The organism is Streptomyces xanthii, from assembly GCF_014621695.1.
Lineage (GTDB): Bacteria > Actinomycetota > Actinomycetes > Streptomycetales > Streptomycetaceae > Streptomyces > Streptomyces xanthii.
The window spans coordinates 2,918,898-2,945,374 of sequence record NZ_CP061281.1; the positions used below are offsets into that span (position 1 = coordinate 2,918,898).

Annotated in this window: 25 protein-coding genes; 17 read left to right on the forward strand and 8 right to left on the reverse strand. The window is 72.3% G+C overall.

The annotated features are described in order from the left end of the window. The first annotated feature begins 194 nt into the window (after nucleotides 1–194). Together IAG42_RS13085 and IAG42_RS13090 are read left to right on the forward strand one after the other, a co-directional pair. Nucleotides 195–1,967 carry an acetyl/propionyl/methylcrotonyl-CoA carboxylase subunit alpha gene (locus IAG42_RS13085; RefSeq protein WP_188337197.1) on the forward strand — a complete coding sequence of 591 codons (1,773 nt, stop codon included), beginning with the start codon at nucleotides 195–197 and terminating at the stop codon, nucleotides 1,965–1,967. 141 nt (nucleotides 1,968–2,108) lie between these two features. Continuing rightward, on the forward strand, nucleotides 2,109–2,693 hold the full coding sequence (locus IAG42_RS13090; RefSeq protein WP_223205968.1) for a TetR/AcrR family transcriptional regulator: 585 nt from the start codon (nucleotides 2,109–2,111) through the stop codon (nucleotides 2,691–2,693). 1,184 nt (nucleotides 2,694–3,877) lie between these two features. Here IAG42_RS13090 and IAG42_RS13095 read toward each other — a convergent pair. Both IAG42_RS13095 and IAG42_RS13100 read right to left on the reverse strand, forming a co-directional pair. Further along, complete coding sequence (locus tag IAG42_RS13095) at nucleotides 3,878–4,849, reverse strand: DeoR/GlpR family DNA-binding transcription regulator (RefSeq protein ID WP_188337198.1); 972 nt, start codon at nucleotides 4,847–4,849, stop codon at nucleotides 3,878–3,880. A 155-nt stretch (nucleotides 4,850–5,004) separates the two neighbouring features. Next, nucleotides 5,005–6,453: an NAD(P)H-quinone dehydrogenase gene (locus tag IAG42_RS13100; protein WP_188337199.1), complete on the reverse strand. Its 1,449-nt coding sequence runs from the start codon at nucleotides 6,451–6,453 to the stop codon at nucleotides 5,005–5,007. Nucleotides 6,454–6,591: 138 nt separating this feature from the next. On the opposite strand from IAG42_RS13100, the gene IAG42_RS13105 reads away from it, so the two are divergent. From IAG42_RS13105 to IAG42_RS13120, 4 genes are all read left to right on the forward strand, one after another. Continuing rightward, nucleotides 6,592–7,029: a gamma-glutamylcyclotransferase gene (locus tag IAG42_RS13105; RefSeq protein ID WP_188337200.1), complete on the forward strand. Its 438-nt coding sequence runs from the start codon at nucleotides 6,592–6,594 to the stop codon at nucleotides 7,027–7,029. 116 nt (nucleotides 7,030–7,145) lie between these two features. Further along, nucleotides 7,146–7,970, forward strand: a complete 825-nt coding sequence (locus tag IAG42_RS13110) for a purine-nucleoside phosphorylase (RefSeq protein ID WP_188337201.1) — start codon at nucleotides 7,146–7,148, stop codon at nucleotides 7,968–7,970. Nucleotides 7,971–8,032: 62 nt separating this feature from the next. Next, the gene (locus tag IAG42_RS13115) at nucleotides 8,033–9,685 is read left to right on the forward strand and encodes a phospho-sugar mutase (protein WP_188337202.1); all 1,653 of its coding nucleotides are present in this window, start codon (nucleotides 8,033–8,035) and stop codon (nucleotides 9,683–9,685) included. A gap of 210 nt (nucleotides 9,686–9,895) precedes the next feature. Further along, nucleotides 9,896–11,095: a glycosyltransferase family 39 protein gene (locus IAG42_RS13120; protein WP_223205969.1), complete on the forward strand. Its 1,200-nt coding sequence runs from the start codon at nucleotides 9,896–9,898 to the stop codon at nucleotides 11,093–11,095. A gap of 28 nt (nucleotides 11,096–11,123) precedes the next feature. Here IAG42_RS13120 and IAG42_RS13125 read toward each other — a convergent pair whose 3' ends face one another. Further along, a complete protein-coding gene (locus IAG42_RS13125) occupies nucleotides 11,124–11,753 on the reverse strand; it encodes a PH domain-containing protein (protein ID WP_188337203.1) in 630 nt (209 codons plus the stop codon). A gap of 341 nt (nucleotides 11,754–12,094) precedes the next feature. On the opposite strand from IAG42_RS13125, the gene deoC reads away from it, so the two are divergent. The 3 genes from deoC to IAG42_RS13140 are packed head-to-tail and all read left to right on the forward strand — an operon-like array spanning nucleotide 12,095 to nucleotide 15,379. Beyond that, the gene (deoC, locus tag IAG42_RS13130) at nucleotides 12,095–13,051 is read left to right on the forward strand and encodes a deoxyribose-phosphate aldolase (protein ID WP_188341352.1); all 957 of its coding nucleotides are present in this window, start codon (nucleotides 12,095–12,097) and stop codon (nucleotides 13,049–13,051) included. Between the two features lie 5 nt (nucleotides 13,052–13,056). Continuing rightward, nucleotides 13,057–14,493, forward strand: a complete 1,437-nt coding sequence (locus tag IAG42_RS13135; RefSeq protein WP_188337204.1) for an aldehyde dehydrogenase family protein — start codon at nucleotides 13,057–13,059, stop codon at nucleotides 14,491–14,493. Next, nucleotides 14,486–15,379 carry an aldehyde dehydrogenase family protein gene (locus IAG42_RS13140; RefSeq protein ID WP_188337205.1) on the forward strand — a complete coding sequence of 298 codons (894 nt, stop codon included), beginning with the start codon at nucleotides 14,486–14,488 and terminating at the stop codon, nucleotides 15,377–15,379. The genes IAG42_RS13135 and IAG42_RS13140 overlap by 8 nt, the downstream gene beginning before the upstream one ends. A gap of 82 nt (nucleotides 15,380–15,461) precedes the next feature. Here the strand turns inward: IAG42_RS13140 and IAG42_RS13145 are convergent, their stop codons facing one another. Continuing rightward, nucleotides 15,462–16,187, reverse strand: a complete 726-nt coding sequence (locus IAG42_RS13145; protein WP_223205970.1) for a TetR/AcrR family transcriptional regulator — start codon at nucleotides 16,185–16,187, stop codon at nucleotides 15,462–15,464. Between the two features lie 158 nt (nucleotides 16,188–16,345). On the opposite strand from IAG42_RS13145, the gene IAG42_RS13150 reads away from it, so the two are divergent. Beyond that, entirely contained in the window at nucleotides 16,346–16,942 is a 597-nt protein-coding gene (locus IAG42_RS13150; protein ID WP_188337207.1) for an NADPH-dependent FMN reductase, read from the forward strand. A gap of 14 nt (nucleotides 16,943–16,956) precedes the next feature. Beyond that, nucleotides 16,957–18,429 carry an MDR family MFS transporter gene (locus tag IAG42_RS13155; protein ID WP_188337208.1) on the forward strand — a complete coding sequence of 491 codons (1,473 nt, stop codon included), beginning with the start codon at nucleotides 16,957–16,959 and terminating at the stop codon, nucleotides 18,427–18,429. A gap of 32 nt (nucleotides 18,430–18,461) precedes the next feature. Here IAG42_RS13155 and IAG42_RS13160 read toward each other — a convergent pair whose 3' ends face one another. After that, nucleotides 18,462–18,857: a hypothetical protein gene (locus IAG42_RS13160; RefSeq protein WP_188337209.1), complete on the reverse strand. Its 396-nt coding sequence runs from the start codon at nucleotides 18,855–18,857 to the stop codon at nucleotides 18,462–18,464. A 163-nt stretch (nucleotides 18,858–19,020) separates the two neighbouring features. On the opposite strand from IAG42_RS13160, the gene IAG42_RS13165 reads away from it, so the two are divergent. After that, nucleotides 19,021–19,653, forward strand: a complete 633-nt coding sequence (locus IAG42_RS13165) for an ATP-binding protein (protein WP_188337210.1) — start codon at nucleotides 19,021–19,023, stop codon at nucleotides 19,651–19,653. 325 nt (nucleotides 19,654–19,978) lie between these two features. Here IAG42_RS13165 and IAG42_RS13170 read toward each other — a convergent pair whose 3' ends face one another. Next, nucleotides 19,979–20,734: a SigE family RNA polymerase sigma factor gene (locus IAG42_RS13170; RefSeq protein WP_188337211.1), complete on the reverse strand. Its 756-nt coding sequence runs from the start codon at nucleotides 20,732–20,734 to the stop codon at nucleotides 19,979–19,981. A gap of 192 nt (nucleotides 20,735–20,926) precedes the next feature. Here IAG42_RS13170 and afsQ1 point away from each other — a divergent pair, with 192 nt between their 5' ends. The 5 genes from afsQ1 (at nucleotide 20,927) to IAG42_RS13195 (ending at nucleotide 24,647) form a co-directional block, all read left to right on the forward strand. Beyond that, nucleotides 20,927–21,604, forward strand: coding sequence for a two-component system response regulator AfsQ1 (gene afsQ1, locus IAG42_RS13175; protein ID WP_161300939.1), 678 nt, complete (start codon nucleotides 20,927–20,929; stop codon nucleotides 21,602–21,604). Continuing rightward, nucleotides 21,601–23,151 (forward strand): sensor histidine kinase, encoded by a 1,551-nt coding sequence (locus IAG42_RS13180; protein ID WP_188337212.1) that lies wholly within the window; start codon nucleotides 21,601–21,603, stop codon nucleotides 23,149–23,151. The genes afsQ1 and IAG42_RS13180 overlap by 4 nt, the downstream gene beginning before the upstream one ends. Continuing rightward, nucleotides 23,148–23,750, forward strand: a complete 603-nt coding sequence (locus IAG42_RS13185) for a hypothetical protein (RefSeq protein WP_223205971.1) — start codon at nucleotides 23,148–23,150, stop codon at nucleotides 23,748–23,750. Before IAG42_RS13180 ends, IAG42_RS13185 begins: the two co-directional genes overlap by 4 nt. Nucleotides 23,751–23,817: 67 nt before the next feature. Continuing rightward, nucleotides 23,818–24,360 carry a VanZ family protein gene (locus IAG42_RS13190; protein ID WP_188337213.1) on the forward strand — a complete coding sequence of 181 codons (543 nt, stop codon included), beginning with the start codon at nucleotides 23,818–23,820 and terminating at the stop codon, nucleotides 24,358–24,360. 86 nt (nucleotides 24,361–24,446) lie between these two features. Beyond that, nucleotides 24,447–24,647, forward strand: coding sequence for a PspC domain-containing protein (locus IAG42_RS13195; protein WP_188337214.1), 201 nt, complete (start codon nucleotides 24,447–24,449; stop codon nucleotides 24,645–24,647). A gap of 78 nt (nucleotides 24,648–24,725) precedes the next feature. Here the strand turns inward: IAG42_RS13195 and IAG42_RS13200 are convergent, their stop codons facing one another. Together IAG42_RS13200 and IAG42_RS13205 are read right to left on the reverse strand one after the other, a co-directional pair. Then, nucleotides 24,726–25,061 carry an ATP-binding protein gene (locus IAG42_RS13200; protein ID WP_188337215.1) on the reverse strand — a complete coding sequence of 112 codons (336 nt, stop codon included), beginning with the start codon at nucleotides 25,059–25,061 and terminating at the stop codon, nucleotides 24,726–24,728. A gap of 158 nt (nucleotides 25,062–25,219) precedes the next feature. Beyond that, entirely contained in the window at nucleotides 25,220–26,356 is a 1,137-nt protein-coding gene (locus IAG42_RS13205; protein WP_188337216.1) for an adenosine deaminase, read from the reverse strand. Nucleotides 26,357–26,477: the final 121 nt, after the last annotated feature.

The window sequence follows — 26,477 nt, forward strand, 5'->3', positions numbered from 1 at the left end:
CTCACAGAGACCTTGACCACACGCCAGGGCTAGGGTTGTCCCCAGGGATCTCGCACATCCAGGCACGACAAGGGATTTCGGGGGCCGAGCGCGCCTCGAGTCACGCTCCGTGTGGGCAAGGTCACCATTGGGGACGGGTCGAAGTGCCGTGTCGGCAGTCCCTAAACTCGGCTTGTTTCAAGGAGGGAGCCATCGTGCGCAAGGTGCTCATCGCCAACCGTGGCGAAATCGCTGTCCGCGTTGCCCGGGCGTGCCGGGATGCCGGGATCGCGAGCGTTGCTGTCTACGCCGATCCGGATCGGGACGCTCTGCACGTCCGCGCGGCCGACGAGGCCTTCGCGCTGGGTGGTGACACCCCGGCCACCAGTTATCTCGACATGGCCAAGGTGCTGCAGGCCGCCAAGGACTCGGGGGCGGACGCGATCCATCCCGGTTACGGGTTCCTGTCGGAGAACGCCGAGTTCGCCCAGGCCGTGCTGGACGCGGGGCTGATCTGGATCGGTCCGCCGCCGCACGCGATCCGGGACCTGGGTGACAAGGTCGCCGCCCGGCACATCGCGCAGCGTGCCGGTGCCCCGCTCGTCGCGGGTACCCCCGACCCGGTGTCCGGGGCGGACGAGGTGGTGGCGTTCGCGGAGGAGCACGGTCTGCCGATCGCGATCAAGGCCGCGTTCGGTGGCGGCGGGCGCGGTCTGAAGGTGGCCCGCACCCTGGAAGAGGTCCCCGAGCTGTACGACTCGGCGGTGCGTGAGGCCGTCGCCGCGTTCGGCCGCGGCGAGTGCTTCGTCGAGCGCTACCTCGACAAGCCCCGCCATGTGGAGACGCAGTGCCTGGCCGACTCGCACGGCAACGTCGTGGTCGTCTCCACGCGTGACTGCTCGCTGCAGCGCCGCCACCAGAAGCTGGTGGAGGAGGCCCCCGCCCCGTTCCTGACCGACGCCCAGGTCGAGGAGCTGTACTCGGCGTCGAAGGCGATCCTGAAGGAGGCCGGCTACGTCGGTGCGGGAACGGTGGAGTTCCTGGTCGGCGCGGACGGCACGATCTCCTTCCTGGAGGTCAACACGCGTCTGCAGGTCGAGCACCCGGTCACCGAGGAGGTCGCCGGCATCGACCTGGTCCGCGAGATGTTCCGCATCGCCGACGGCGAGGAACTCGGCTACGGCGACCCCGTGCTGCGCGGCCACTCCTTCGAGTTCCGTATCAACGGCGAGGACCCGGGCCGGGGCTTCCTGCCCGCCCCGGGCACCGTCACGAAGTTCGACGCGCCCTCGGGCCCCGGTGTCCGCCTGGACGCGGGCGTCGAGTCCGGGTCCGTCATCGGCCCGGCCTGGGACTCGCTGCTCGCGAAGCTGATCGTGACCGGCCGCACCCGCAAGGAGGCCCTGCAGCGGGCCGCCCGCGCGCTGGAGGAGTTCCAGGTCGAGGGCATGGCCACCGCGATCCCCTTCCACCGCAAGGTCGTCACCGACCCCGCGTTCGCGCCCGAACTCACCGGCTCCGACGAGGCGTTCACGGTGTTCACCCGGTGGATCGAGACCGAGTTCGACAACGACATTCCTGCGTTCGCCGCGCCCGCCGAGGCGGGCGAGGACGACGAGGCCGGCCGTGAGACCGTCGTCGTCGAGGTCGGCGGCAAGCGCCTGGAGGTCTCTCTGCCGGCCGGGATGGGCATGTCCCTGGCCCGCACCGGACTGACCGCGGGCGCCAAGCCCAAGCGCCGCGCCGCGAAGAAGTCCGGGCCGGCCGCCTCCGGCGACACCCTCGCCTCCCCGATGCAGGGCACCATCGTCAAGGTCGCCGTCGAGGAGGGCCAGGAGATCAAGGAGGGCGACCTCGTCGTCGTCCTGGAGGCCATGAAGATGGAACAGCCCCTCAACGCGCACAAGGCCGGCACGATCAAGGGCCTGACCGCGGAGATCGGCGCGTCCCTCACCTCCGGCGCCGCGATCTGCGAGATCAAGGACTGACACCCCGCAAGCCGGGACCGCTTCACGGTGGGCGTCTGAGGGCCGCACGGCCCGCAGGCGCCCACCACCCGTATCCGGACCCGATCCCTCCGGCAGTGATCAGGCATCCTGGAAAATGCCCCGCACGCCCTGGGAGGCCCGATGAGCACCGGCACCGAGCACGAGCGTGTCCGCCCCATGCGCGCGGACGCCCGGCGCAACTACGAGCGGCTGCTCGTGCAGGCCCGCAAGGCGTTCGCCGAGCACGGTACGGGGGCGTCCCTGGAGGACGTGGCCCGCGCGGCCGGGGTCGGCATCGGCACGCTGTACCGGCACTTCCCGAACCGGTACGCGCTGATCAGTGCCGTCTTCGAGGAGGCGGTGAACGACCTGCTGGCCCGGTCGCGGGCCCTGCTCGACTCGGACGAGCCGTGTGCGGCGCTCGTGGCCTGGCTACGGGACATCATCACGCACGCCGGTGAGTACCGGGGCCTGTCCCGGGCCCTCATGTCGGCCTCGCAGGACGCCAGTTCGGCGCTGTCGCGGTGCAGCAACCCGATGCGGGAGGCGGGGCAGGCCCTCCTCTCCCGAGCCCAGGCCGCCGGGACGGTCCGCCGCGACGTCTCCATCACGGACCTGCTGCAACTGACCAACGCGATCGCCCTGGCCGCGGAGGAAACCCCCTCCGACCCCCACCTGGCCGACCGCCTCCTGAGACTAACCCTCCGCGGCATCACGGCCCCGTAGCCCCCGATCCACATCCGCCGGGGGCTGGGCAGCGAATCCGTCGCGGGGCACGGTGCCGGCTCCGACGACCATGCCCGGCGGCGTGGACTGGGGCTGTCCCAGGACAGCGAATCCGCCGGGGAACGCGGCGCTGGCCGCGGGCGGCGACTCCGTCGCGGGGCGCCCAACGGCCCCGGAGGCGCGGGCCCGTACCCGGTCGGCGAATCCGTCGCGGGGCGCGACCAGCCAGCCCTTGAGGCGCACGAAGTGTGCCTTCCAGAGGGCGTGGGGCTGTTCCGCGATCAGCGACTCCGTCGCGCAGCACGACCAGCTGATCCCTGAGGCACGCGGAGCGTGTCTTCAGGGGCGCGGAGCGTGTCTTCAGGGGCGCGGGGCTCTACCCGATCAGCGACTCCGTCGCGGGGCGCGACCAGGATGCCCCTGGGGCGCACGGAGTGCGCCTTCAGGGGCGCGGGGAACTGCGCGAGAAGCCCCACCGGGCGGCACCCGGCGATGATCGTCAGCCCCTACGGCGGCGGCGCTTGAGCCGAGCCCCGATGAATCGCGCACCCGGCGCCAGGTGCCGCCTTGCCCACCCTCCCCCAAGCTCTCGGCTTCGCTCGAGCAGGGGGTACCCCCATCGCCCCAGGCGGCAGACTGCCCAAGGCTAGGCCGAGGCCACCGGATACGCGCCCAGAACCGGAGTGCTGCCTGACGGCTAGGCGACCCGAACTCACAGCCGGGGCTGGATTACTGCCCAAGGCAAGGCGCCGGGCCGACGCCCCCGGAGGGGGCGGGAGGGTGGGAGAAAGGGGCGGGCCACAGGGCAGAGCAGCCCGGGGCAAGGCAATCGCAACACGCGCCCAGGGCTGCGGAGTACTGCCCAAGGCAAGGCGCCGGGCCGACGCCCCGGAGGGGGCGGGCTGCAGGCCAGAGGGGTGAGGTCGGGGGGACCCGAACACGTAGCCAAGGCTGGAGCGCTGCCCGATGCAGGGCGCAGGGACGACGCCCCGGGGGAAAAGGCGCTGAGGCAGGGTGAGTTGGAGCAGGCCCTCGTGCCCCGTAGAGGAGAGCGGGGCTGTATCCGGACAGCCGCCGGCTTGCCCAGGGGCGCGGCAAACTGCGCGGGGAGCCACGACGTCGCGGTAGTCAGCGGCGTTCCCGAGACACAGGCCCCCCAAGACCGAGGCACCCCCAGGATGGGGTCAGCGGCGGCGGAGGTCGGCTACTCGGGCCGCGCGTTCCGGCCCGGGGTCGAGGGGAGCCGCGCTGCGGAGGGGGTGACCACCGTGGCGAGGCTGGCCGCGCCGAGGACCGGGGAGGGGAGGAACGTCCCGGCGAGTCCCCCGGGCCGGACTACCGCCCGCGTCACCCCCGGAGGCCCCCGCCCCGTCCCCGTCCCCCGCGACAGCGATCTGCACGCCCTGATCCGCCAGCGCCTGCAACTCCGTAGCGGCCCGCTCGTCATGAGCCGGCGGCTCGTCGGTGACGAGCCGGGTGATCACATCCGTGGGCACCGTCTGGAACATCGTGTCGGTGCCGAGCTTGGAGTGATCGGCGAGGACGACGACCTCCGCCGCGGCCTGCACGAGCGCCCGGTCGACGGACGCCGACAGCATGTTGGACGTGGACAGGCCGCGCTCGGCGGTGAGCCCGCTCCCGCTGAGGAAGGCCCGGGACACCCTGAGTCCCTGGAGGGACTGCTCGGCCCCGCTGCCCACCAGCGCGTAGTTGGAACCCCGCAGCGTGCCACCGGTCATGACGACCTCCACGCGGTTGGCGTGCGCCAACGCCTGGGCCACCAACAGGGAGTTGGTGACGACGGTCAGCCCGGGGACGCGCGCGAGCCGGCGGGCCAGCTCCTGCGTGGTCGTCCCCGCGCCCACCACGATGGCCTCGCCCTCTTCGACGAGCCCCGCGGCGAGATCGGCGATGGCCGTTTTCTCTGCGGTCGCGAGATGAGACTTCTGCGGAAAGCCGGATTCCCGCGTGAATCCGCCCGGCAGTACCGCACCGCCGTGCCGGCGGTCGAGGAGTCCTTCTGCCTCCAGTGCGCGCACGTCCCGCCGTACGGTCACTTCTGAGGTCTGGACGACGCGGGCGAGCTCCCGGAGCGATACCGCCCCGTTGGCCCGCACCATTTCGAGGATCAATTGACGACGTTCTGCAGCGAACACGAAACTGACAGTAACCCCAACGACCGTCTGCTTTCAGCAGTTTGCGCCGAATTACAGGTTCTGTTCGTACAGAAGACCTGGAAGTGGTATAGGCGGCGACGAGGAAGGGGCGGGGCCGCGGCCCCGCCCCTCGTCACGCAGTGTCAGCGCCGCGGTCAGCTCTCCTCGGCGAGCTTGCGCGTGTGCAACTGCCGTGCCACTTCGGCGATCGAGCCCGACAGCGAGGGGTACACGGTGAACGTGTTCGCGATCTGTTCCACCGTCAGATTGTTGTCGACCGCGATCGAGATGGGGTGGATCAGTTCCGAGGCGCGCGGGGCGACGACGACACCGCCGACGACGATGCCCGTACCCGGACGGCAGAAGATCTTGACGAAGCCGTCGCGGATGCCCTGCATCTTGGCGCGCGGGTTGCGCAGCAGCGGCAGCTTCACCACGCGGGCGTCGATCTTGCCCGCGTCGACGTTCGCCTGCGTGTAGCCGACGGTCGCGATCTCGGGGTCGGTGAAGACGTTCGAGGAGACCGTCTTCAGGTTCAGCGGGGCCACCGGCTCGCCGAGGAAGTGGTACATGGCGATGCGGCCCTGCATGGCGGCGACGGACGCGAGGGCGAAGACGCCGGTCACGTCACCGGCCGCGTACACGCCCGGGGCGGTCGTGCGGGAGACCTTGTCGGTCCAGATGTGCCCGGAGTCCTTGAGCCGGACGCCGGCCTCCTCCAGGCCGAGTCCCGCGCTGTTCGGGATGGCGCCGACGGCCATGAGGCAGTGGGTGCCGGAGATGACGCGGCCGTCGGCGAGGGTGACCTCGACGCGGTCGCCGACGCGCTTGGCGGAGGCGGCGCGGGAGCGGGCCATCACGTTCATGCCGCGGCGGCGGAAGACGTCCTCCAGGACGGCGGCGGCGTCCGGGTCCTCGCCGGGCAGCACGCGGTCGCGGGAGGAGACGAGGGTGACCTTGGAGCCGAGGGCCTGGTAGGCGCCGGCGAACTCGGCGCCCGTGACACCGGAACCGACCACGATGAGCTCCTCGGGGAGCTCCTCCATGTCGTAGACCTGCGTCCAGTTGAAGATCCGCTCGCCGTCGGGCTGCGCGTCGGGGACCTCGCGCGGGTGCCCGCCGGTGGCGATCAGCACCGCGTCGGCGACGAGGGTCTCCTCGGTGCCGTCGGCGACGGTGACGACGACCTTGCGGGAGCCGTCGAGGTCCTGCTTGCCGTCCAGGCGGCCCTTGCCGCGCATGACACGGGCGCCCGCGCGCGTGACGGAGGCGGTGATGTCGTGGGACTGGGCGAGCGCGAGGCGCTTCACCCGTCGGTTGACCTTGCCGAGGTCGACGCCGACGACCCGGGCCGGGGAGTCCGGGTCCGGGGTGTCGTCCTCGACGATGATGCCGAGCTCCTCGTAGGACGAGTCGAAGGTGGTCATCACCTCGGCCGTCGCGATCAGGGTCTTCGACGGCACGCAGTCGGTCAGCACCGACGCTCCGCCCAGACCGTCGGAGTCGACGACGGTCACCTCCGCGCCGAGCGAAGCGGCCACCAGTGCCGCCTCGTATCCGCCAGGTCCGCCGCCAATGATCACGATCCGAGTCACATACGCCATTGTCCCGCACGCTTCAAGGAGCACCGAATCGGGGCCCCCGTCCGGGTAGCACGCGGCCGAACGTCCTCTTCGGGAGGGGTGATCGCGTTGCCCCGTTCCACAGGAGGCGCGTGCGCCGACTGACGTACCCTCGACCACATGTCGCTCTACGCCGCGTACGCCGGCAATCTCGACCCGCGGCTCATGACGCGCCGCGCCCCGCACTCGCCGCTGCGCGCGACGGGCTGGATCAACGGCTGGCGGCTGACGTTCGGCGGCGAGCACATGGGCTGGGAGGGTGCGCTGGCCACGATCGTGGAGGCGCCGCGCTCGCAGGTCTTCGTCGCGCTGTACGACATCGCGCCGATGGACGAGGACTCGATGGACCGCTGGGAGGGTGTCGGCCTCGACATCTACCGGCGGATGCGCGTGAGAGTCGACACGCTGGACGGCGCCGAGCCGGCCTGGGTGTACGTGCTGAACGGGTACGAGGGCGGCCTCCCGTCCGCCCGCTATCTGGGCGAGATCGCCGACGCCGCCGACTCCGCGGGCGCGCCGCACGACTATGTGATGGAGCTGCGCAAGCGGCCCTGCTGAGCCCCTTCCGGGACCGGTTCCGGGATCCCCTTCGTCGGAAACGACAAGAGAACGATTGCAAACCCGGGGGCATTGCCATCTACGCGCGTAGGCCGCGACCGGCTACCCTCGATCGCGTGAACGCATCTGTTACTCCGGACAACCTCCAGGGCGACCCCTACGCCGCCGCCGACGCCGCCGCCGCGCGCCTGCGCGAGCTCACGGGCGCCGAGACCCACGACGTCGCCCTCGTGATGGGCTCCGGCTGGGCGCCGGCCGCCGAGGCGCTCGGCGCTCCCGCCGCCGAGTTCCCCTTCACCGAGCTGCCCGGGTTCACCGGCGCCGCGGTGGCGGGACACGGCGGCAAGGTCCGCTCGTACCAGGTCGGCCAGAAGCGCGCCCTGGTCTTCCTGGGCCGCACCCACTACTACGAGGGCCGGGGCGTCGCCTCCGTCGCGCACGGCGTGCGCACGGCCGCCGCCGCGGGCGCCAAGACCATCGTGCTGACCAACGGCTGCGGCGGTCTGCGCGAGGGCATGCGCCCGGGCCAGCCGGTCCTCATCTCCGACCACATCAACCTGACGGCGACCTCGCCGATCGTCGGCGCGAACTTCGTCGACCTCACCGACCTGTACTCGCCGCGCCTGCGCACCCTGTGCCAGGAGATCGACCCGTCGCTGGAAGAGGGCGTCTACGCCCAGTTCCCCGGCCCGCACTACGAGACCCCGGCCGAGGTCCGCATGGCCGGCATCCTCGGCGCCGACCTCGTCGGCATGTCCACCGTCCTCGAGGCCATCGCGGCCCGTGAAGCGGGCGCGGAGGTGCTCGGCATCTCCCTGGTGACGAACCTGGCGGCGGGCCTGTCGGGCGAGCCGCTCAACCACGAAGAGGTCCTCCAGGCCGGCCGTGACTCGGCAGCGCGCATGGGCGAGCTCCTCACCCAGGTCCTCGCCAAGATCTGACCCCCGCTGTACGTCCTGTACGTGCCTTCCCTGTAGCCCCGTACGTCTTGTTGCCTTAAGGAATGCGAACCGTGACCGATCTCAGCAGCGAACTGCTCGACCGGGCGAAGACCTGGCTGGCGGAGGACCCGGACCCCGAGACGCGCGACGAGCTCGCGAAGCTGATCGAGGCCCGGGACGCGGCGGCGCTCGGCGAGCGCTTCGCCGGCACGCTGCAGTTCGGCACGGCGGGGCTGCGCGGTGAGCTGGGCGCGGGCCCGATGCGGATGAACCGCGCGGTGGTCATCCGCGCGGCCGCGGGCCTCGCCGCGTACCTGAAGGCCAAGGGGCAGACCGACGGCGTGGTCGTGATCGGCTACGACGCGCGCCACAAGTCGGCGGACTTCGCCCGGGACACGGCCGCCGTGATGGTGGGCGCCGGGCTGCGGGCCGCGGTCCTCCCCCGCCCGCTGCCGACGCCCGTCCTCGCCTTCGCCATACGGCACCTGGGCGCGGTCGCGGGCGTCGAGGTCACCGCCTCGCACAACCCCCCGCGGGACAACGGCTACAAGGTGTACCTCGGCGACGGCTCCCAGATCGTCCCGCCCGCCGACGCGGAGATCGCCGCCGAGATCGACGCGGTGGCGTCCCTGCACGACGTGCCGCGCCCCGAGTCCGGCTGGGAGACCCTCGGCGACGAGGTCCTGGACGCGTACCTCGCCCGTACGGACGCGGTGCTCGCCCCGGGTTCGGCGCGCACGGCCCGCACCGTCTACACGGCGATGCACGGCGTCGGCAAGGACACGCTGCTGGCCGCCTTCGCCCGCGCGGGCTTCCCGGAGCCCGTGCTGGTCGCCGAGCAGGCCGAGCCCGACCCGGACTTCCCGACCGTCGCGTTCCCGAACCCGGAGGAGCCGGGCGCGATGGACCTGTCCTTCGCGACGGCCGCCCGGACCCCGGACTGCGACCTGATCATCGCCAACGACCCGGACGCGGACCGCTGCGCGGTCGCCGTGCGCGACGGCGCCGGCCGGCGGATGCTGCGCGGCGACGAGGTGGGCGCGCTGCTCGCGGCGCACCTGGTGGCGCGCGGCGCGACCGGTGTCTTCGCGGAGTCGATCGTCTCCTCGTCCCTCCTCGGCCGGATCGCCGGGGCGGCGGGGCTCCCGTACGAGGAGACCCTGACGGGCTTCAAGTGGATCGCCCGCGTCGACGGCCTGCGCTACGGCTACGAGGAGGCGCTCGGCTACTGCGTCGACCCGGAGGGCGTGCGCGACAAGGACGGCATCACGGCCGCGCTGCTCGTCACCGAGCTGGCGAGCGAGCTGAAGGAGCAGGGCCGCACGCTCCTGGACGCCCTCGACGACCTGGCGCTGGCCCACGGCCTGCACGCCACGGACCAGCTGAGCGTCCGCGTCGAGGACCTCTCCGTCATCGCCGACGCGATGCGCCGCCTGCGCGAGCAGCCTCCGGCGGAGCTGGCGGGCCTCGCGGTGACCTCGGCCGAGGACCTGTCGGCCGGGGCGGGGGGCCTGCCGCCCACGGACGGCCTGCGCTACGCGCTGTCCGGCGCCCGTGTCATCGTCCGCCCCTCCGGCACCGAGCCCAAGCTGAAGTGCTACCTGGAGGTCGTGGTCCCGGTCCCGGACCGCTCGGCACTCCCCGCGGCCCGCGAGGAGGCGGCCCGCCGCCTCGACGCCCTGAAGCGCGACCTGGCGACGGCCGCGGGCATCTGACGACCGCAGCATCACGCGGCAGGGCGGCGCCCCGTGGGGCGCCGCCCTGCCGCGTTTTCCCCCCCCAGCCGCGGGCGCCGCTGCGGTGGGGATCGGCGGGCCACCCGGACGGGTGAAATCGGGGGGCAGTTGACGGAACGCGGGGCGACGCGGGGCGAGGGCGGTGGGAAGGCTGCCCCCGCCCCGTCCGCGTATCCAGGAGCCGCCTCCGTGACCGAGACCGCCACCCAGGCCCCCCGCCTGCTGCCCCCGCCCCGCCGTGGCCGGCCGGTTCCGGGGTCCGTGATCGGCGGATTGCGGGGACGCGCGGTGCGTGCCCTGCGCCGGGCCGCGCCGGCGCTCGCCGTGTATACGGCCGTCCGCGTGTGCGTCCTGATCGCCGTCGGCGTGTGGGCGCACCGGCGGGGCGAGGGCGTCTGGTCGCTGCTCGCGTCGGACTGGGACTCCAACTGGTACGTGGGCATCGCCGACCACGGTTACGCCGACGCCCTCGGGACCGCCGTCAACGCGAACAACCTGGCGTTCTTCCCGCTCTACCCCGTCCTGATCAAGGTCGTCGCCGCCGTCACCCCGGGCTCGCGCGCCACCGTCGGGCTGGCGCTCGCCGTCGTCTCCTCGTTCGTGGCCGCGTGGGGGATCTTCGCGGTCGGGCACCGGCTGTACGGGCGCCGGGTCGGCGTGCTGCTGGTGTTCCTGTGGGCCTGTCTGCCGGTGGGCCTGGTCCAGTGGATGGGTTACACCGAGTCGCTGTTCACGGCCGCCGTGGCCTGGTCGCTGTACGCGCTGCTCACCGGCCGCTGGATCTGGGCGGGCGTCCTGTGCTCGCTGGCCGGTCTGACCCGGCCCACCGGGGTCGCGCTGGCCGCCGCGATCGGTCTGTGCGGCCTGCTGGCGCTGCGCCGGGGCTTCCTGTGGCGGGTGGCCTGCGGGACGCTCCTGGCGCCGCTGGGCTGGCTCGGGTACGTCGGCTGGGTGGGGCTGCGGGTGGGCCGCTGGGACGGCTACTTCGCCGTGCAGAAACTGTGGTTCAACCAGGTGGACGGCGGCGCCGAGACGCTGCGCCGGGTCCACGAGATCCTCGCCGTGGAGCCCCGGCCCGACCTGTTCCTCGTCATGGTGACGCTGACCCTGTTCGCGGCGGTCGTGCTGTACGGGGCGTGCGTCACCCACCGGCAGCCGCTCCCCCTGCTGCTGTTCACCGGCGCGCTGCTCGCGATCGTGCTCGGCAGCGGCGGCGTCTACTTCCCGCGGGCCCGCTTCCTCGTCCCGGCGTTCCCGCTGCTCCTGCCCCTCGCGCTGGCGCTCGCGCGGGCCTCGCGGCGGGTGCTCGTGTACTGCGTGAGCGGGGCGGTGCTGGTGGCGGCGTACGGCAGCGGGTACATGGTGCTGGTCTGGGGCGGCGCGCCCTGACCGTCAGGCCCCATCGGCCCAGGGTGTCTCAGCCGATCGCCGAGAGCACGGCCAGGAGGACGGCGCCGGCGGCGGCCGGGGCGAGGATCTCCCAGGCCCAGCGGACCGTGGCCACGCCCTGCGCGCCGGGCTCGCCCGCGCGGGTCTCCTGGAGCTCGCGCAGGTCGTCCATGGCCTGGTCGGCGGCGGCCCGCGTCGGACGCTCCTTGGCGCCCCGGCCGCCGGACAGCAGCGAGCCCCGGCCCGGGTCGTCCATGGCGGCGGCCCGGCTCAGATTGCGCTGGGCCTTCTTGCGGGCGCGCAACGAGACGGGGATGGACCAGAGCTGGTACTTGGCCCCGTCCTGGTCGAGGACCTCGTTGGAGTAACCGGACCGGAACGTCGCGACCGCCGCCCAGGGCAGCGTGATCACACGGAACGGGTTGCGGATGCGGAGCCGGTCCTCGCCCGCGAACACCGCCGGGCGCAAGGTGAACGCCACGACGACCGGCACGGCGAGGAGGAGGCCCGCGAGGGCCAGCCACGGGGTGCGGCCGTCGCCCTGGACCACGGCGTCGATTCCGAGCCAGGCGCACAGGGCGAGCAGCACGATGCCGCCCGCGATACCGGCGGACGATCGGTAGACGCGGTCCTTGAGGGGGGCTGGGCTGGTCTCCATGGCCCTGATTCTGCCTGACGCTGCGCTGGGCTGAACCGTATGGGCGCCGTAGCTCCGCTACTTCGTCCCCGGGCGCGCCCCGGTGGGGGCTGGTCGCGCAGTTCCCCGCGCCCCTGGAAGGCATGCGGCTTCGCCGCGCCTTCCCCAGATGAAAGGCGCCCCGCACCTTGATCGGGGAAATGCGACCCGAAGGGTCTGCATTTCAGGGGCGCGGGGAACTGCGCGAGAAGCCCCACGGGCCCGCAGCCGCGCACGAGACACGAACCCGGCAGACGAAAAGGCGCCCCCCGGCCGACCACTTGTCCCGCCGCTACGCGCGTAGATATGCTCCCCTCGTGACCATGCCCACTGCACCCGCCAAAGAACACGCACTGGCCGACGCCACCGCGTCCGAGAGCACCCTGCGCCGCTTCCTGCAGGGCCTGCCCGGCGTGGACGCGGTGGGCCTGGAGGCCCGGGCCGCCGCGCTCGGCACGCGTTCCATCAAGACGACGGCCAAGGCGTACGCCATCGACCTGGCCATCTCGATGATCGACCTGACGACCCTGGAAGGCGCCGACACCCCGGGCAAGGTCCGGGCCCTCGGCGCGAAGGCCGTCAACCCGGACCCGACCGACCGCACGACCCCCCGCACCGCGGCCGTCTGCGTCTACCCCGACATGGTGGAGACCGCGAAGGCCGCCGTCGCGGGCACGGACGTGAAGGTCGCCTCGGTCGCGACCGCGTTCCCGGCCGGCCGCGCCGCCCTGGAGGTGAAGCTCGGGGACGTCCGCGAGGCCGTCGCCGCCGGGGCCGACGAGATCGACATGGTCATCGACCGCGGCGCCTTCCTCGCGGGTCACTACATGAAGGTCTACGAGGAGATCCGCGCCGTGAAGGAGGCCTCGGGCAGCGCCCGGCTCAAGGTCATCTTCGAGACCGGCGAGCTGTCCACGTACGACAACATCCGGCGCGCGAGCTGGATCGGCATGCTGGCCGGCGCCGACTTCATCAAGACCTCGACCGGCAAGGTGGGGGTCAACGCGACGCCCGCGAACACGCTGCTGATGCTGGAGGCGGTCCGCGACTTCCGCGCCGCGACCGGCGTGCAGATCGGCGTGAAGCCCGCCGGCGGCATCCGCACCTCGAAGGACGCGGTCAAGTTCCTCGTGCTCGTCAACGAGACGGCGGGCGCGGACTGGCTCGATAACCACTGGTTCCGGTTCGGCGCCTCCAGCCTCCTGAACGATCTGCTGATGCAGCGCCAGAAGCTGGCCACCGGCCGCTACTCCGGTCCCGACTACGTGACGGTGGACTGATCACCATGGCATCTCTGTTCGAGTACGCGCCCGCGCCCGAGTCCCGCTCGGTCGTCGACATCGCCCCGTCCTACGGGCTGTTCATCGACGGCGAGTTCGCCGAGGCCGCCGACGGCAAGGTCTTCAAGACCGTCTCCCCCGCCACCGAGGAGGTCCTCTCCGAGGTCGCGCAGGCCGGCGAGGCGGACGTGGAGCGCGCCGTGAAGGCGGCCCGCAAGGCCTTCGAGAAGTGGTCGGCGCTGCCGGGCGCCGAGCGCGGCAAGTACCTGTTCCGCATCGCCCGCATCATCCAGGAGCGCAGCCGCGAGCTGGCCGTCCTGGAGACGCTGGACAACGGCAAGCCGATCAAGGAGACCCGCGACGCGGACCTCCCGCTGGTCGCCGCGCACTTCTTCTACTACGCGGGCTGGGCCGACAAGCTCGACCACGCCGGGTTCGGCCCCGCGCCGAAGCCGCTGGGCGTCGCCGGCCAGGTCATCCCGTGGAACTTCCCGCTGCTGATGCTGGCCTGGAAGATCGCCCCGGCGCTCGCCACGGGCAACACGGTGGTCCTCAAGCCCGCCGAGACGACCCCGCTGTCCGCCCTCTTCTTCGCGGACATCTGCCGCCAGGCGGGCCTGCCCAAGGGCGTCGTCAACATCCTTCCGGGGTACGGCGACGCGGGCGCCGCGCTCGTCGCGCACCCGGACGTGAACAAGGTGGCCTTCACCGGCTCCACCGCCGTCGGCAAGCAGATCGCCCGTACGGTCGCCGGCACCGACAAGAAGCTCACGCTGGAACTCGGCGGCAAGGGCGCGAACATCGTCTTCGACGACGCCCCGATCGACCAGGCCGTCGAGGGCATCGTCACCGGCATCTTCTTCAACCAGGGCCAGGTCTGCTGCGCGGGCTCGCGCCTCCTGGTCCAGGAGTCGGTCCAGGACGAGCTGCTCGACCGCCTCAAGACCCGTCTGTCGACACTGCGCCTCGGCGACCCGCTCGACAAGAACACGGACATCGGCGCGATCAACTCGGCCGAGCAGCTGGCCCGGATCACGGCGCTCGCCGAGACGGGCGAGGCGGAGGGCGCCGAGCGCTGGTCCGCCCCGTGCGAACTGCCGTCGTCCGGCTACTGGTTCGCCCCGACGCTCTTCACGAACGTCACGCAGGCGCACACCGTCGCCCGCGACGAGATCTTCGGCCCGGTCCTGTCCGTGCTGACCTTCCGCACCCCGGAAGAGGCCGTCGCGAAGGCCAACAACACCCAGTACGGGCTCTCGGCCGGCATCTGGACCGAGAAGGGCTCCCGCATCCTCGCCGTGGCGAACAAGCTGCGCGCCGGGGTCGTCTGGGCCAACACGTTCAACAAGTTCGACCCGACCTCGCCGTTCGGCGGCTACAAGGAGTCGGGCTTCGGCCGCGAGGGCGGCCGTCACGGTCTGGAGGCCTACCTCGATGTCTGATGCGGCACGTCTGAGCGTCTTCAAGACCTACAAGCTGTACGTGGGCGGGAAGTTCCCGCGTTCCGAGAGCGGCCGGGTGTACGAGGTGACGGACTCCAAGGGCAAGTGGCTGGCGAACGCGCCGCTCTCCTCCCGCAAGGACGGCCGTGACGCGGTCGTCGCCGCCCGCAAGGCGTTCGGCGGCTGGTCGGGCGCGACCGCGTACAACCGCGGGCAGGTCCTGTACCGCGTGGCCGAGATGCTGGAGGGCCGCCGCGAGCAGTTCGTGCGCGAGGTCGCCGACGCGGAGGGCCTGTCGAAGTCGAAGGCCGCCGCCCAGGTCGACGCGGCGATCGACCGCTGGGTCTGGTACGCGGGCTGGACCGACAAGGTCGCCCAGATCGTCGGCGGCGCGAACCCGGTCGCGGGCCCCTTCTTCAACCTCTCCACCCCGGAGCCGACCGGCGTCGTCACGATCGTCGCGCCGCAGGAGTCCTCGCTCCTCGGCCTGATCTCGGCGCTCGCCCCGGTCATCGCGACGGGCAACACGGCGGTGGTGATCGCGAGCGAGAAGGCCCCGCTCCCGGCGCTGTCGCTGGGCGAGGTCCTGGCCACCTCCGACGTCCCCGGCGGCGTCGTCAACATCCTGTCCGGCCGGGCGGCGGAGATCGCCCCGTCCCTCGCCGCGCACCAGGACGTCAACGGCATCGACCTGACCGGCACGGACGCGGACCTGGCCAAGGAGCTGGAGATCGCGGCGGCGGACAACCTGAAGCGCGTACGCCGTCCACAGCCTGTGGAGGACTTCGCGGCCGACCCGGGCACGGACCGCCTGACGTACTTCCTGGAGACGAAGACGGTCTGGCACCCGACGGGGTCCCTGGGCGCCTCCGGCTCGTCCTACTGACCGCCGGCCCCCGCACCGAGGCCCCGGCCCCTCCTCCGTCCAGGAGGGGCCGGGGCCTCGCCCGTTCCCGGGCCCGCGCCCGTCAGAGGCCGAGCCGCCGCGCGATGCCGTCGAGCACGCAGTCGAGGCCGAACTCGAACTCCCAGGTGGGGTCGTCCTTGCGGGTCGCGCTGTACGCGTAGGAGCGGTAGACGGGGTAACGGCCGCTGTCCAGCAGGTAGTTCATCTGCGGCGCGAGCGCCCTGCGGGTCTCGTCGCCGCTGTCCCAGCCCTGTTCCGCGCGGAACCGGTCGAGGGCGACCTGCGACTGGGTCGCGCCGTGCACGTACGAGGTGACGGCCCGGAAGGCCGCCATCATCGTGTCCGGGTCGAGGCCGAGTCCGTCGAGCGACGCCAACTGCCGTTCGGCGACGGCCATCCGGGTCGGCGTCAGCATGAACAGCGAGGCCGGCAGCTGGGTCATCCACGGGTGCGCCAGCGTCATGACCCGGGACCGCACGGCGTACGCGCGCAGCACCTCGCGCCATCCGGTCACGTCCTCGGGGACGTCCAGCTCGCCCGAGACCCGGTCCACCATCAGCGCCAGCAGGTCGTCCTTGCCCGAGACGTGCCGATAGGCGGCCATGGGCGCGACGCCCAGCTCCGTGGCGATGCGGCGCATCGTGACCGCCGCGAACCCCTCGGCGTCGGCCAGCTCCACGGCGACGTCCACGATCCGCTGCGGGGTCAGCGCGGCGCGCGGCGCGGCCGGGCGCTCCATCCGCTCCCACAGCGAGGGCTCGGGCCCCGCCTTCTTCTTCGCGGCCACAGGCGTGCTCCTCGGGCTCCTGGACGGTGCTGACGGTACGGACGACGACCGGGTCCGCGTGTACATCGTATCCACAGTAGACGCCGTACACATCGATGTGTACGTTGTACGCGTCAGGGATACGCCGTACACAACGGCCCACTCACCGGGGGTTCGCCATGCCGTCGTCCACCACCGCGCTCCGCGTCGCCGTCCTCGTCGGATCCACCCGCGAGGGCCGCTTCGCGCCCGTCGTCACCCGGTGGCTGCGCGGCCACCTCGCCCAGCGCGCCGACCTGAGCACGGACGTCGTCGACCTCGCCGAGACGCCGCTGCCCACCGTGCTGCCCGCCTTCGGCCAGGAGCCGCCGCCCGGCACCCGGGAGGCGCTCGCGGCCGTGAGCCCGCGCCTGGCCGCCGCCGACGCGTTCGTCTTCGTCACACCCGAGTACAACCACAGCTTCCCGGCGGCCCTGAAGAACGCCGTCGACTGGCACCACACGGAGTGGCACGGCAAGCCGGTCGCCTTCGTCTCCTACGGAGGCCTGTCCGGCGGCCTGCGCGCCGTCGAGCAACTGCGGGTCGTGATGGCCGAGCTGAACGCCATGACCGTCCGCAACACGGTCAGCTTCCACAACGCCTACGGGGCCTTCGACCCGGACGGCCGGGTCGACGACCCCGCCGTGGACGCGGCGGCGAAGGCCATGCTCGACCAGCTCACCTGGTGGGCCCACGCCCTGCGCGAGGCCAAGTCCCGTCGCCCGTACGCGGCTTGAGGACGGCGGACGTCATGACGACACCGACACACACCGAGAACACCGGTGGCACCGGCGAGCCCCCCGCGGCCGGCCCGGCACCCGCACCGCCGTCCCGCCTCGTGATCGCCGGCCTGCTGCTGGGCATCGTGCTCGCCACGCTCGACGGCACCGTCGTCGGCACCGCCCTGCCCGTCATCGTCGACGACCTGGGCGGCCTCGCCCATCTGTCGTGGGTGGTGACCGCGTACCTGCTCACCACCGCCGTCAGCACACCCCTGTGGGGCAAGCTCGGCGACCTGTGGGGCCGCAAGGGCAGCTACGTGGCCTCGATCATCGCCTTCCTCGCGGGCTCCGTACTGTGCGGACTCGCCCAGGACATGGGGCAGTTGATCGCCTTCCGGGCCCTTCAGGGACTCGGTGCGGGCGGGCTGTTCGTCGGCGCGCTCTCGCTCATCGGCACCCTGCTCACCCCCGCCGAGGCGGGCCGCTCCCAGTCGGTGATCGGCGTACTGCTGCCCGCCGCGATGATCGGCGGCCCGCTGATCGGCGGCTTCCTCACCGACCAGCTGGACTGGCGCTGGGTGTTCTACGTCAACGTGCCCGTCGGCGCCGTCGCGCTCGCCGTCATCGGCGCCGGGGTCCGGGTCCGCACCACCCGCGTGAAGGCCCGCGTCGACCTCGCAGGCGCCGGACTGCTGACCGCCGGGATCGTCGCCCTGACCCTGCTCGCGGCCTGGGCCGGGAACGCGTACGCGTGGTCGTCACCGCAGGTCCTGGCACTCGCGGTGCTCGCGGCGGCGGCGCTCGCCGGCTTCGTCCGGGTGGAGCGGCGCGCGGCCGAACCCGTCATCCCGCCCCGCCTGTTCGCCGACCGCAACTTCACGGTCGCCCAGGTGCTCAGCTTCGTCGCGGGAGGAGCGATGCTGGCCGCCGCCAGCTATCTGCCGCAGTACATGCAGCACGTGCGCGGCGCCTCGGCCACGCGGAGCGGACTGCTCCTGCTCCCCCTGATGCTCGGCATGATGGGGGCCCAGCTCACCATCGGGCGGCGGGTCGGCGCGGGCGGCCGCTACCGGGCCTATCCGATCGCGGGCGGCGCGGTGGCGACGGCGGGCGCGCTCGCCCTGCTGCTGCTCGGCACCGGCACCCCGGTCTGGGCGGCCTCCGCGCTGACCCTGATCCTCGGCACCGGCATCGGCTGCCTGATGCAGCCCGCGATGCTCATCACCCTCAACAGCGCCGAGCCCCGCGACATCGGCGCGGCCAGCGGCACCCAGACCCTGCTGCGCACGATCGGGGGCTCACTCGGGGTGGCCGTGCTGGGCTCGGTGTTCGCGGGGCGGGTCGACGAGGGGGCGCACGGCGCCGCGTTCCGGTCGAGCGTCGTCGACGGCGTGCACGGCGTCGCACTCGGCACGGCGCTGCTGTGCGCGGTGGCCTTCGCGGCCTCGTGGGCCGTGCGCGAGGTGCCGCTCCGGTCCGCGGCCGGGCCCCGGCAGGGATGAACCGCCCGGCCCGGCCCCCGGGTCCGACGGGGTCAGCCCGGCAGCAGGCCGGCCGCCGCACCGACGACCGGCAGCTCCGACAGGGAGCTGCCGGAGGTCACCGGGCCGGTCACGGCCGCCGTGCTGAGCGGCTTGAAGTCGGCGATCTGGGTGCCCACCGCGTTGTCCAGCGGGTCGACGCCCGTGTTGGCCAGCGGGTCGAGCTGGAGGTTCGTCACGGGGGCCAGGCCGTGGGCGGCCGCCGCGTCGATGCCCTGGGTCACCGCCAGAGTGCTCAGCGTGCCGGGCGCGGCGTCCGCGGCGCTCGCGGTCGCGCCCCCGGCGGCGACCGCCGCGCCGGCCGCGGCCATGGTCAGGCCCGCGCGCAGCAGCGTGCGGCGGGCGCCGGAGGTCGGCATCGGGTTCTTGGGGGCTGCGTGTCGGGCCATGAGAGTCGCGCGCGCCTTTCCTGTTTCCAGTGACGGGTCCACTGACTATGTCTCCGCGTGTGACGGCGGAACCACGTAGCGTAGTCGCACTCGGCGTGGCTCGTGCCACAACCGCGCGACGCGGGGTCGGCGCCGGGGCCCGGATGCCTCACACTGGACTCTCGTGAGTTCGCATCCCCCGATACCGACCCGGGTCGTCCTGGTCTCCGGCCCCTCCGGCTCCGGCAAGTCGTCGTTCGCGGCCCGCTCCGGGCTGCCCGTGCTCTGCCTCGACGACTTCTACAAGGAGGCCGACGACCCGACGCTCCCAATCGTGCCGGGCACGTCGGACATCGACTGGGACTCCCCCGCGTCCTGGGACGCGGAGGCGGCGCTCGCCGCGATCGCGGAGCTGTGCGCGAAGGGCCGCACGCAGGTGCCGGTGTACGACATCGCGACCAGCTCGCGGGTCGGGGCGGAGGCGCTCGACATCGCACGCACCCCGCTGTTCCTCGCGGAGGGGATCTTCGCGGCGGACATCGTGGCCCGGTGCCGGGACCTCGGGGTGCTCGCCGACGCGCTCTGCCTGCGCGGGCGGCCCTCGACGACGTTCCGCCGCCGGCTGCTGCGGGACCTCAAGGAGGGCCGCAAGTCCGTGCCGTTCCTGCTCCGGCGGGGCTGGCGCCTGATGCGCGCGGAACGGGCCATCGTGGCCCGCCAGGTCGCGTTCGGGGCGCATCCGTGCGGCAAGGACGAGGCGCTGGGCCGCGTCGCCGCGGCCGCGGCCGGCCACTGCGCCAAGGCGCGCGCCGCTTAACGGGACCACTCGCCGTGGGCCCACCGGCCGCGTCTCGACCACCGGCCGGTGGGGGCTTCTCGCGCAGTTCCCCGCGCCCCTGAAATGCAGACGCTTCGCGTCGCATTCCCCCGATGAGATCGCGCACGAAGTGCGCATCTCAGGGGCGCGGGGAACTGCGCGACCAGCCCCCACCGGAGCCGCAGACGAACGAACAAAAAAGAAGCGGGGCCAGGAAGACCCCCCGTCTTCCCGGCCCCGCTCGATCCCCCCGGATCCCCCGATCCCCTCCCCCGTTCAAACAACCCCGCTCCCCCGAGCAGGACCCCCGTTCCCCCCGGAGGGCCTAGGCCACGAGCTCGCCGAAGGACTCCTCCAGGTCCCGGCCGAAGCTCAGGACCTCGTCATCCCGCAGCCGCCGCAGCGACCGCCAGATGCTCGACTTCACGGTGCCGACGCTGATGTCGAGGATCTCCGCGATCTCGGGGTCCGTACGGCCCTCGTAGTAGCGGAGCACGAGCATCGTGCGCTGCAGTTCGGGCAGGCGGGCCAGCGCCTGCCACAGGACGGCCCGCAGCTCCGTACCCCGCATCGCGTCCGTGTCGCCCACCGTCTCCGGCAGCTCCTCGGTCGGGTACTCGTTCAGCTTGCGGCGGCGCCACGCGCTGATGTGCAGGTTCGTCATGGTGCGGCGGAGGTAGCCCCCGACCGCGGCCTTGTCGCTGATCCGGTCCCAGGCCCGGTACGTCGAGAAGAGGGCGCTCTGGAGCAGGTCCTCCGCCTCGAACCGGTCACCGGTCAGGTGATAGGCGGTCGCGTACAGGGAGGCGCGGCGCTCCTGGACGTAGGCCGTGAACTCGGCCTCCGACAGGTTCCGCTGCTCCCCCGAGCCCTCCCCGTACGCCGCTCCCCCGATGTTTCCCCCGTCGGGAACCGCCGGCGCGTCAACCACCGTCATGTATCCCGGGTGCTGACGCCCGGTGCCGCGAGCGCACCCCCGCCCGCTCACGGCACCGGACTTCTCATGCCGCTCGGTGCGGACCGCCACGTCGTGCAGACGCGTGACAACTGCGCTTGAGGTGGTGCTGTGCAGCGTGTTCATCTCGCGCCCCCCGTCGTGGAGTCCGTTTCCTGAGCTCGCTTCCTTGCGATGTCCAAAAGCTTGCCCTGGTGACTTCATGACGGTGTCCGTCGACTGTCACAGAGCTGTCACAGGCCCCGGGGCGGTGCGGGTCATGTGTGGGACCGGTCCCACGGTCGAACTAAAGGCCAGTGATGGGCCAGAATGGCGCTCGTGCCTTCCCTGTTGCTGATCGAGGACGACGACGCCATCCGCACGGCCCTGGAGCTGTCTCTTACGCGCCAGGGCCACCGGGTTGCCACCGCTGCCACCGGCGAGGACGGTCTGAAGCTGTTGCGCGAGCAGCGGCCGGACCTGATCGTGCTGGATGTGATGCTGCCGGGCATCGACGGGTTCGAGGTGTGCCGTCGCATCCGGCGCACCGACCAGCTGCCGATCATCCTGCTCACCGCGCGCAGCGACGACATCGACGTGGTGGTCGGCCTGGAGTCCGGGGCCGACGACTACGTGGTGAAGCCGGTGCAGGGGCGGGTGCTCGACGCCCGGATCCGGGCCGTGCTGCGGCGCGGTGAGCGTGAGGCGAACGACGCGGCGTCGTTCGGTTCGCTGGTGATCGACCGGGCCGCGATGACCGTGACGAAGAACGGCGAGGACCTGCAGCTCACGCCGACCGAGCTGCGGCTGCTCCTGGAGCTGAGCCGGCGGCCGGGGCAGGCGCTGTCCCGCCAGCAGCTGCTGCGCCTGGTGTGGGAGCACGACTACCTGGGCGACTCGCGCCTGGTCGACGCGTGTGTGCAGCGGCTGCGCGCGAAGGTCGAGGACGTGCCGTCGTCGCCGACGCTGATCCGTACGGTGCGCGGGGTCGGCTACCGGCTGGACTCGCCTCAGTGACGGAGCCGCACCACACGCCGCGCGGTCTCGCCGCGGCCAAGAAGGCCCTGTTCGCGGGGCTGCGTTTCACGAGTCTGCGGTTGCGGCTCGTCGTCGTGTTCGCGCTGGTGGCGCTGACCGCGGCGGTGTCCGCTTCGGGGATCGCGTACTGGCTGAACCGCGAGGCGGTGCTGACCCGTACCCAGGACTCGGCGCTGAGCGACTTCCAGCAGGAGATGCAGAACCGGGCGGCGGTGCTGCCGGAGCATCCCACGCAGGGCGAGCTGCAGCACGCCGCGAACCTGATGGCGAACAGCAGCCAGCACTTCAGCGTGCTGCTCACGGCCACGGACGAGAACGGCCGTGACGTGGTGGGCAATTCGGACCTGGACGCCTTCACGCCCGCCGACGTCCCGGCGTCGCTGCGCCGCGCGGTGAACAAGAAGCAGAAGATCACCGAGAACAACAAGGCGCCGTACCACCTGTACTGGCAGCGGATCACGCAGGACGGCACGCCGTACCTGGTGGGCGGCGCGCGGGTGAACGGCGGGCCCTCCGGCTACATGCTCAAGTCGCTGGAGCCGGAGGCGAAGGACCTGGGCTCGCTGGCCTGGTCGCTCGGCATCGCGACGGCGCTCGCGCTGATCGGCTCGGCACTGCTCGCTCAAGCCGCCGCCGCGACCGTCCTGAAGCCGGTGCACCGGCTCGGTGTCGCCGCGCGCCGGCTCGGCGAGGGCAAGCTCGACACCCGGCTGCGGGTGTCCGGCACGGACGAACTGGCCGATCTGTCCCGAACCTTCAACCGGACCGCGGAGAACCTGGAGAAGAAGGTCGCCGACATGAGCGCCCGCGAGGAGGCCTCGCGGCGGTTCGTCGCCGACATGTCGCACGAGCTGCGCACCCCGCTGACCGCGATCACCGCGGTCACCGAGGTCCTCGAGGAGGAGCTCGACGCGGAGACCGGTTCGGTGGACCCGATGATCGAGCCCGCGGTGCGGCTCGTGGTCAGCGAGACCCGGCGCCTGGGCGACCTGGTGGAGAACCTGATGGAGGTCACCCGCTTCGACGCGGGCACGGCCCGGCTCGTCCTGGACGACCTCGACATCGCCGACCAGATCACGGCCTGCATCGACGCCCGCGCCTGGCTGGACGCGGTGGAGCTGGACGCGGAGCGCGGCATGACGGTCCGGCTCGACCCGCGCCGCCTCGACGTGATCCTCGCCAACCTGATCGGCAACGCGCTCAAGCACGGCGGCTCCCCGGTGCGGGTGTCGGTGCGCACCGAGGGCTCCGACCTGGTCATCGCCGTACGGGACCACGGCCCCGGCATTCCGGAGGACGTGCTGCCGCACGTGTTCGACCGGTTCTACAAGGCGAGCGCCTCCCGGCCGCGTTCGGAGGGCAGCGGGCTCGGTCTGTCGATCGCGCTGGAGAACGCGCACATCCACGGCGGCGAGATCACGGCCGCCAACTCCCCGGAGGGCGGCGCCGTGTTCACGCTGCGGCTGCCCCAGCAGGAGCAGGAACCGAAGCACGAGACGAACTCCCCGGAAGGCGGCGACCGTTGAAGCGCGGTGCGAGGCTCGCGGGTCTGTGCGGCCTGGCGGCGCTGCTGCTGACGGGCTGCGGGATCCGGTCCACGGAGGTGCCGACGGACTTCGGCGCGGCGCCGACCCGGGTGGGCTGCTCGCTGTCGGGCTCGGACGAGGTGGGGACGCGCGCGGGCGGCGAGTTCGCGGTGCAGGTCTATCTCGTGTGCACGTCGCAGCTGGTGACGGTGGACCGTACGGTGACGCTGGAGCGGCGCGGGACCTCGGACCGGGTGGCAGTCGCGCGGGAGCTGCTCGCCGAGCTGTCGCGCAAGCCCTCGGGCGCCGAGTCGGACGCGGGCTACTCGACGGACGTCGCGCGGCGCACCCGTGTGTCGGGGCCGCGCAAGGGCGATCCGGCCGACGCGCTGCGGCTGAACACGCCGCCGGACGACCTGTCCCCGTACGCCCTCGCACAGATCGTCTGCACGTTCGCGAACAGCAAGGTGACGGCGGAGGACGGCGATCACGTGGTGCTCGGCGGGCCGGGTGACGACGCGCTGCGCAGCTACGAGTGCTCGGACGCGGTGAAGGCGCGGCCCGGTCTGATCCCGGCGCCGGCCGAGACCGTGGGCTGACGTCCCTCGCGTCACTCATCCGGAATCCCCCGGAACCGATTCTCCCGCGGGTGACGTCTTGGGGGGCGTGCAGCGCCATCGCTCGGGCGGCCACAGGGCCGCCGTCCGCTTCCGTACGGCAGGGCTCGTCGTCCTGGCCGTGCATCTCCTGCTCGTCGCATGGTTCACGCTGCGTCCGCTGGACGTGCCCTGGGTGAGTGCGGCGAACCTGCATCCGCTGGCCGGGATCCGGGCCGATCTGGCCCTCGGCTGGCGTGCGGGCGGGCGGCGGATCGGTGAGGGGCTGCTGCTGCTCGCGCCGCTCGGGGTGCTGCTGCCGCTGGCCGGTGGCCGGCTCCATGTGTCGGCCTGGGGTTCGCTGCTGCGCACGGTCGCGGCAGGCGCGCTGATCTCGCTCGGCATCGAGCTGCTGCAGACCGGGGTGCCGGGTCAGGTCGTGGACGTGGACTCGGTGCTGCTGAACACGGTGGGCGTCGCGATCGCCCACGCCGCCGTGGTGCCGGCGCTGCGGGCCCGGCTCCGCCGCAGGCCGGACCTGGCCCCCCTGCCCCGGGAGGAGCCGGCTCAGGGTCCGACCCCGACGATTCCCAGGGTCGGGATCGCCCCGTGAGGTGACGTTTCATCCGCTTCGTGACCGTACCTTCGAAGACGTAAGCACCACACACCGAAGCCCTACGGTTCGCGAAGGAGCCCACCATGACCGCCCTGGCCCGCCCCACCAACGGACGGATGATCGGCGGAGTCTGCGCAGCGCTGGCACGGCGCTTCGGCACCTCCGCGAACACGATGCGCGTGATCTTCCTCGTGTCGTGTCTACTGCCCGGCCCGCAGTTCCTGCTCTACATCGCGCTGTGGATCCTGTTCCCGAGCGAGGGCAAGGTCCGTCAGGCCTGGTGACCCGGGCTCGTCGCCGTACGCCGAAGGGGCGCACTCCGCGGATCGCGGAGTGCGCCCCTTCGGGCGGTGCGGGCCGGGTCAGCCGATCGGCAGACCCGAGGTGGGCAGGCCCTGGGTGGGCAGGCCGCCGAGCAGGCCGGAGACGGGGTCGCCGCCCTCGGTGAGCTTGGCGACGGTCGGCTGGACGGCGGTGACGCCGCTGCCCACGGCGCCCTGCGCGGCGCTGACGGCCTCGGGGGTGCCGGCCGGCAGCGTGCTCGCCGCCTGCTCGACGGGGAGCACCGAGGAGACGGAGCCGAGGGCACCCGTGGCGTCCGGGAGGGCGGGGGCGGCGTTCGCGGCACCGGCACCGGCGGCGGCGAAGGCGGCACCGAGAGCGGCGACACCGAGGGTCTTCACAGCAGACTGCTTCATGGGTCCCTTGTTCCTGGTTCCTTGGGAATGGGTCGGTCCTCGGCAAACACCTGGGATCACCATGGAGTTACTCATTCGTCAACCTGGTGTTGACCGGAACCCTCCGTTCCGGTCGCTCGGAACCCGGGCCGTGACCTTTGCCGGAGCGGCCTCGGCGCCTAGCGGAACAGCCACTCCGAGCGCAGTTCCGCATACCGCGGCTTCACCACGTCGTTGATCATCGCGAGGCGCTCGTCGAACGGGATGAAGGCGGACTTCAGCGCGTTCACCGTGAACCATTCGAGGTCGGTCAGCGTGTACCCGAACGTCTCGACGAGCAGGGCGAACTCGCGGCTCATCGAGGTCCCCGACATCAGCCGGTTGTCCGTGTTGACCGTGATGCGGAACCGCAGTTCGCGCAGCAGCCCGATGGGGTGCTCGGCGAGCGAACCGGCCGCGCCCGTCTGGAGGTTGGACGACGGGCACATCTCCAGCGGGATCCGCTTGTCGCGCACGTACGAGGCGAGCCGGCCCAGCCTGACCGTGCCGTCCTCCTTGTCGACCTCGATGTCGTCGATGATCCGCACGCCGTGGCCGAGGCGGTCGGCGCCGCACCACTGCAGGGCCTGCCAGATCGACGGCAGACCGAAGGCCTCACCGGCGTGGATCGTGAAGTGGTTGTTCTCCCGCTTGAGGTACTCGAACGCGTCGAGGTGGCGGGTGGGAGGGAAGCCGGCCTCGGCGCCCGCGATGTCGAAGCCGACGACGCCCGAGTCCCGGTAGCGGTTGGCGAGTTCGGCGATCTCCAGGGCGCGGGCGGCGTGCCGCATGGCGGTGAGCAGAGCGCCGACGCGAATGCGGTGCCCGTTCTCCTTCGCCCGGCGCTCGCCCTCACGGAAGCCCTCGTTGACGGCCTCGACGACCTCTTCGAGGCTGAGGCCCTTCTCGAGGTGCTGCTCCGGCGCGTAGCGGATCTCGGCGTAGACGACGCCGTCCTCGGCGAGGTCCTCGGCGCACTCGGCGGCGACCCGGAACAGGGCCTCCTTGGTCTGCATGACGGCGCAGGTGTGCGCGAACGTCTCCAGGTACCGCTCCAGGGAGCCGGAGTCGGCCGCGTCGCGGAACCAGACGCCGAGCTTGTCGGGGTCGGTCTCCGGCAGGTTCGTGTAGCCCTGTTCGCGGGCGAGGTCGACGATCGTGCCGGGGCGCAGCCCGCCGTCGAGGTGGTCGTGGAGCAGCACCTTGGGCGCGCGACGGATCTGGTCCGGGCTCGGGATCCGGGGGCGGTCGGGGTGCACGGTGGTCTGGCTCGTCATTTCCGCACCCTAACGCCTACGCGCGTAGACCGCACGGTTCCGGCGGCGGAAAACCTTCCGTCGATACGTAACAGTGACCCGGAGGACGGGTCGCGTACATCGGCGCTTCTGACACTGTTCT

Coding starts and splice junctions, on each gene's coding strand:
- IAG42_RS13090 (WP_223205968.1), top strand. CDS start 2,109: ATGAGCACCGGCACCGAGCACGAGCGTGTCCGCCCCATGCGCGCGGAC.
- IAG42_RS13100 (WP_188337199.1), bottom strand. CDS start 6,453: ATGGCGTATGTGACTCGGATCGTGATCATTGGCGGCGGACCTGGCGGA.
- IAG42_RS13105 (WP_188337200.1), top strand. CDS start 6,592: ATGTCGCTCTACGCCGCGTACGCCGGCAATCTCGACCCGCGGCTCATG.
- IAG42_RS13115 (WP_188337202.1), top strand. CDS start 8,033: ATGCGAACCGTGACCGATCTCAGCAGCGAACTGCTCGACCGGGCGAAG.
- IAG42_RS13125 (WP_188337203.1), bottom strand. CDS start 11,753: ATGGAGACCAGCCCAGCCCCCCTCAAGGACCGCGTCTACCGATCGTCC.
- deoC (WP_188341352.1), top strand. CDS start 12,095: ATGCCCACTGCACCCGCCAAAGAACACGCACTGGCCGACGCCACCGCG.
- IAG42_RS13135 (WP_188337204.1), top strand. CDS start 13,057: ATGGCATCTCTGTTCGAGTACGCGCCCGCGCCCGAGTCCCGCTCGGTC.
- IAG42_RS13140 (WP_188337205.1), top strand. CDS start 14,486: ATGTCTGATGCGGCACGTCTGAGCGTCTTCAAGACCTACAAGCTGTAC.
- IAG42_RS13150 (WP_188337207.1), top strand. CDS start 16,346: ATGCCGTCGTCCACCACCGCGCTCCGCGTCGCCGTCCTCGTCGGATCC.
- IAG42_RS13155 (WP_188337208.1), top strand. CDS start 16,957: ATGACGACACCGACACACACCGAGAACACCGGTGGCACCGGCGAGCCC.
- IAG42_RS13160 (WP_188337209.1), bottom strand. CDS start 18,857: ATGGCCCGACACGCAGCCCCCAAGAACCCGATGCCGACCTCCGGCGCC.
- IAG42_RS13170 (WP_188337211.1), bottom strand. CDS start 20,734: ATGAACACGCTGCACAGCACCACCTCAAGCGCAGTTGTCACGCGTCTG.
- IAG42_RS13195 (WP_188337214.1), top strand. CDS start 24,447: ATGACCGCCCTGGCCCGCCCCACCAACGGACGGATGATCGGCGGAGTC.
- IAG42_RS13200 (WP_188337215.1), bottom strand. CDS start 25,061: ATGAAGCAGTCTGCTGTGAAGACCCTCGGTGTCGCCGCTCTCGGTGCC.
- IAG42_RS13205 (WP_188337216.1), bottom strand. CDS start 26,356: ATGACGAGCCAGACCACCGTGCACCCCGACCGCCCCCGGATCCCGAGC.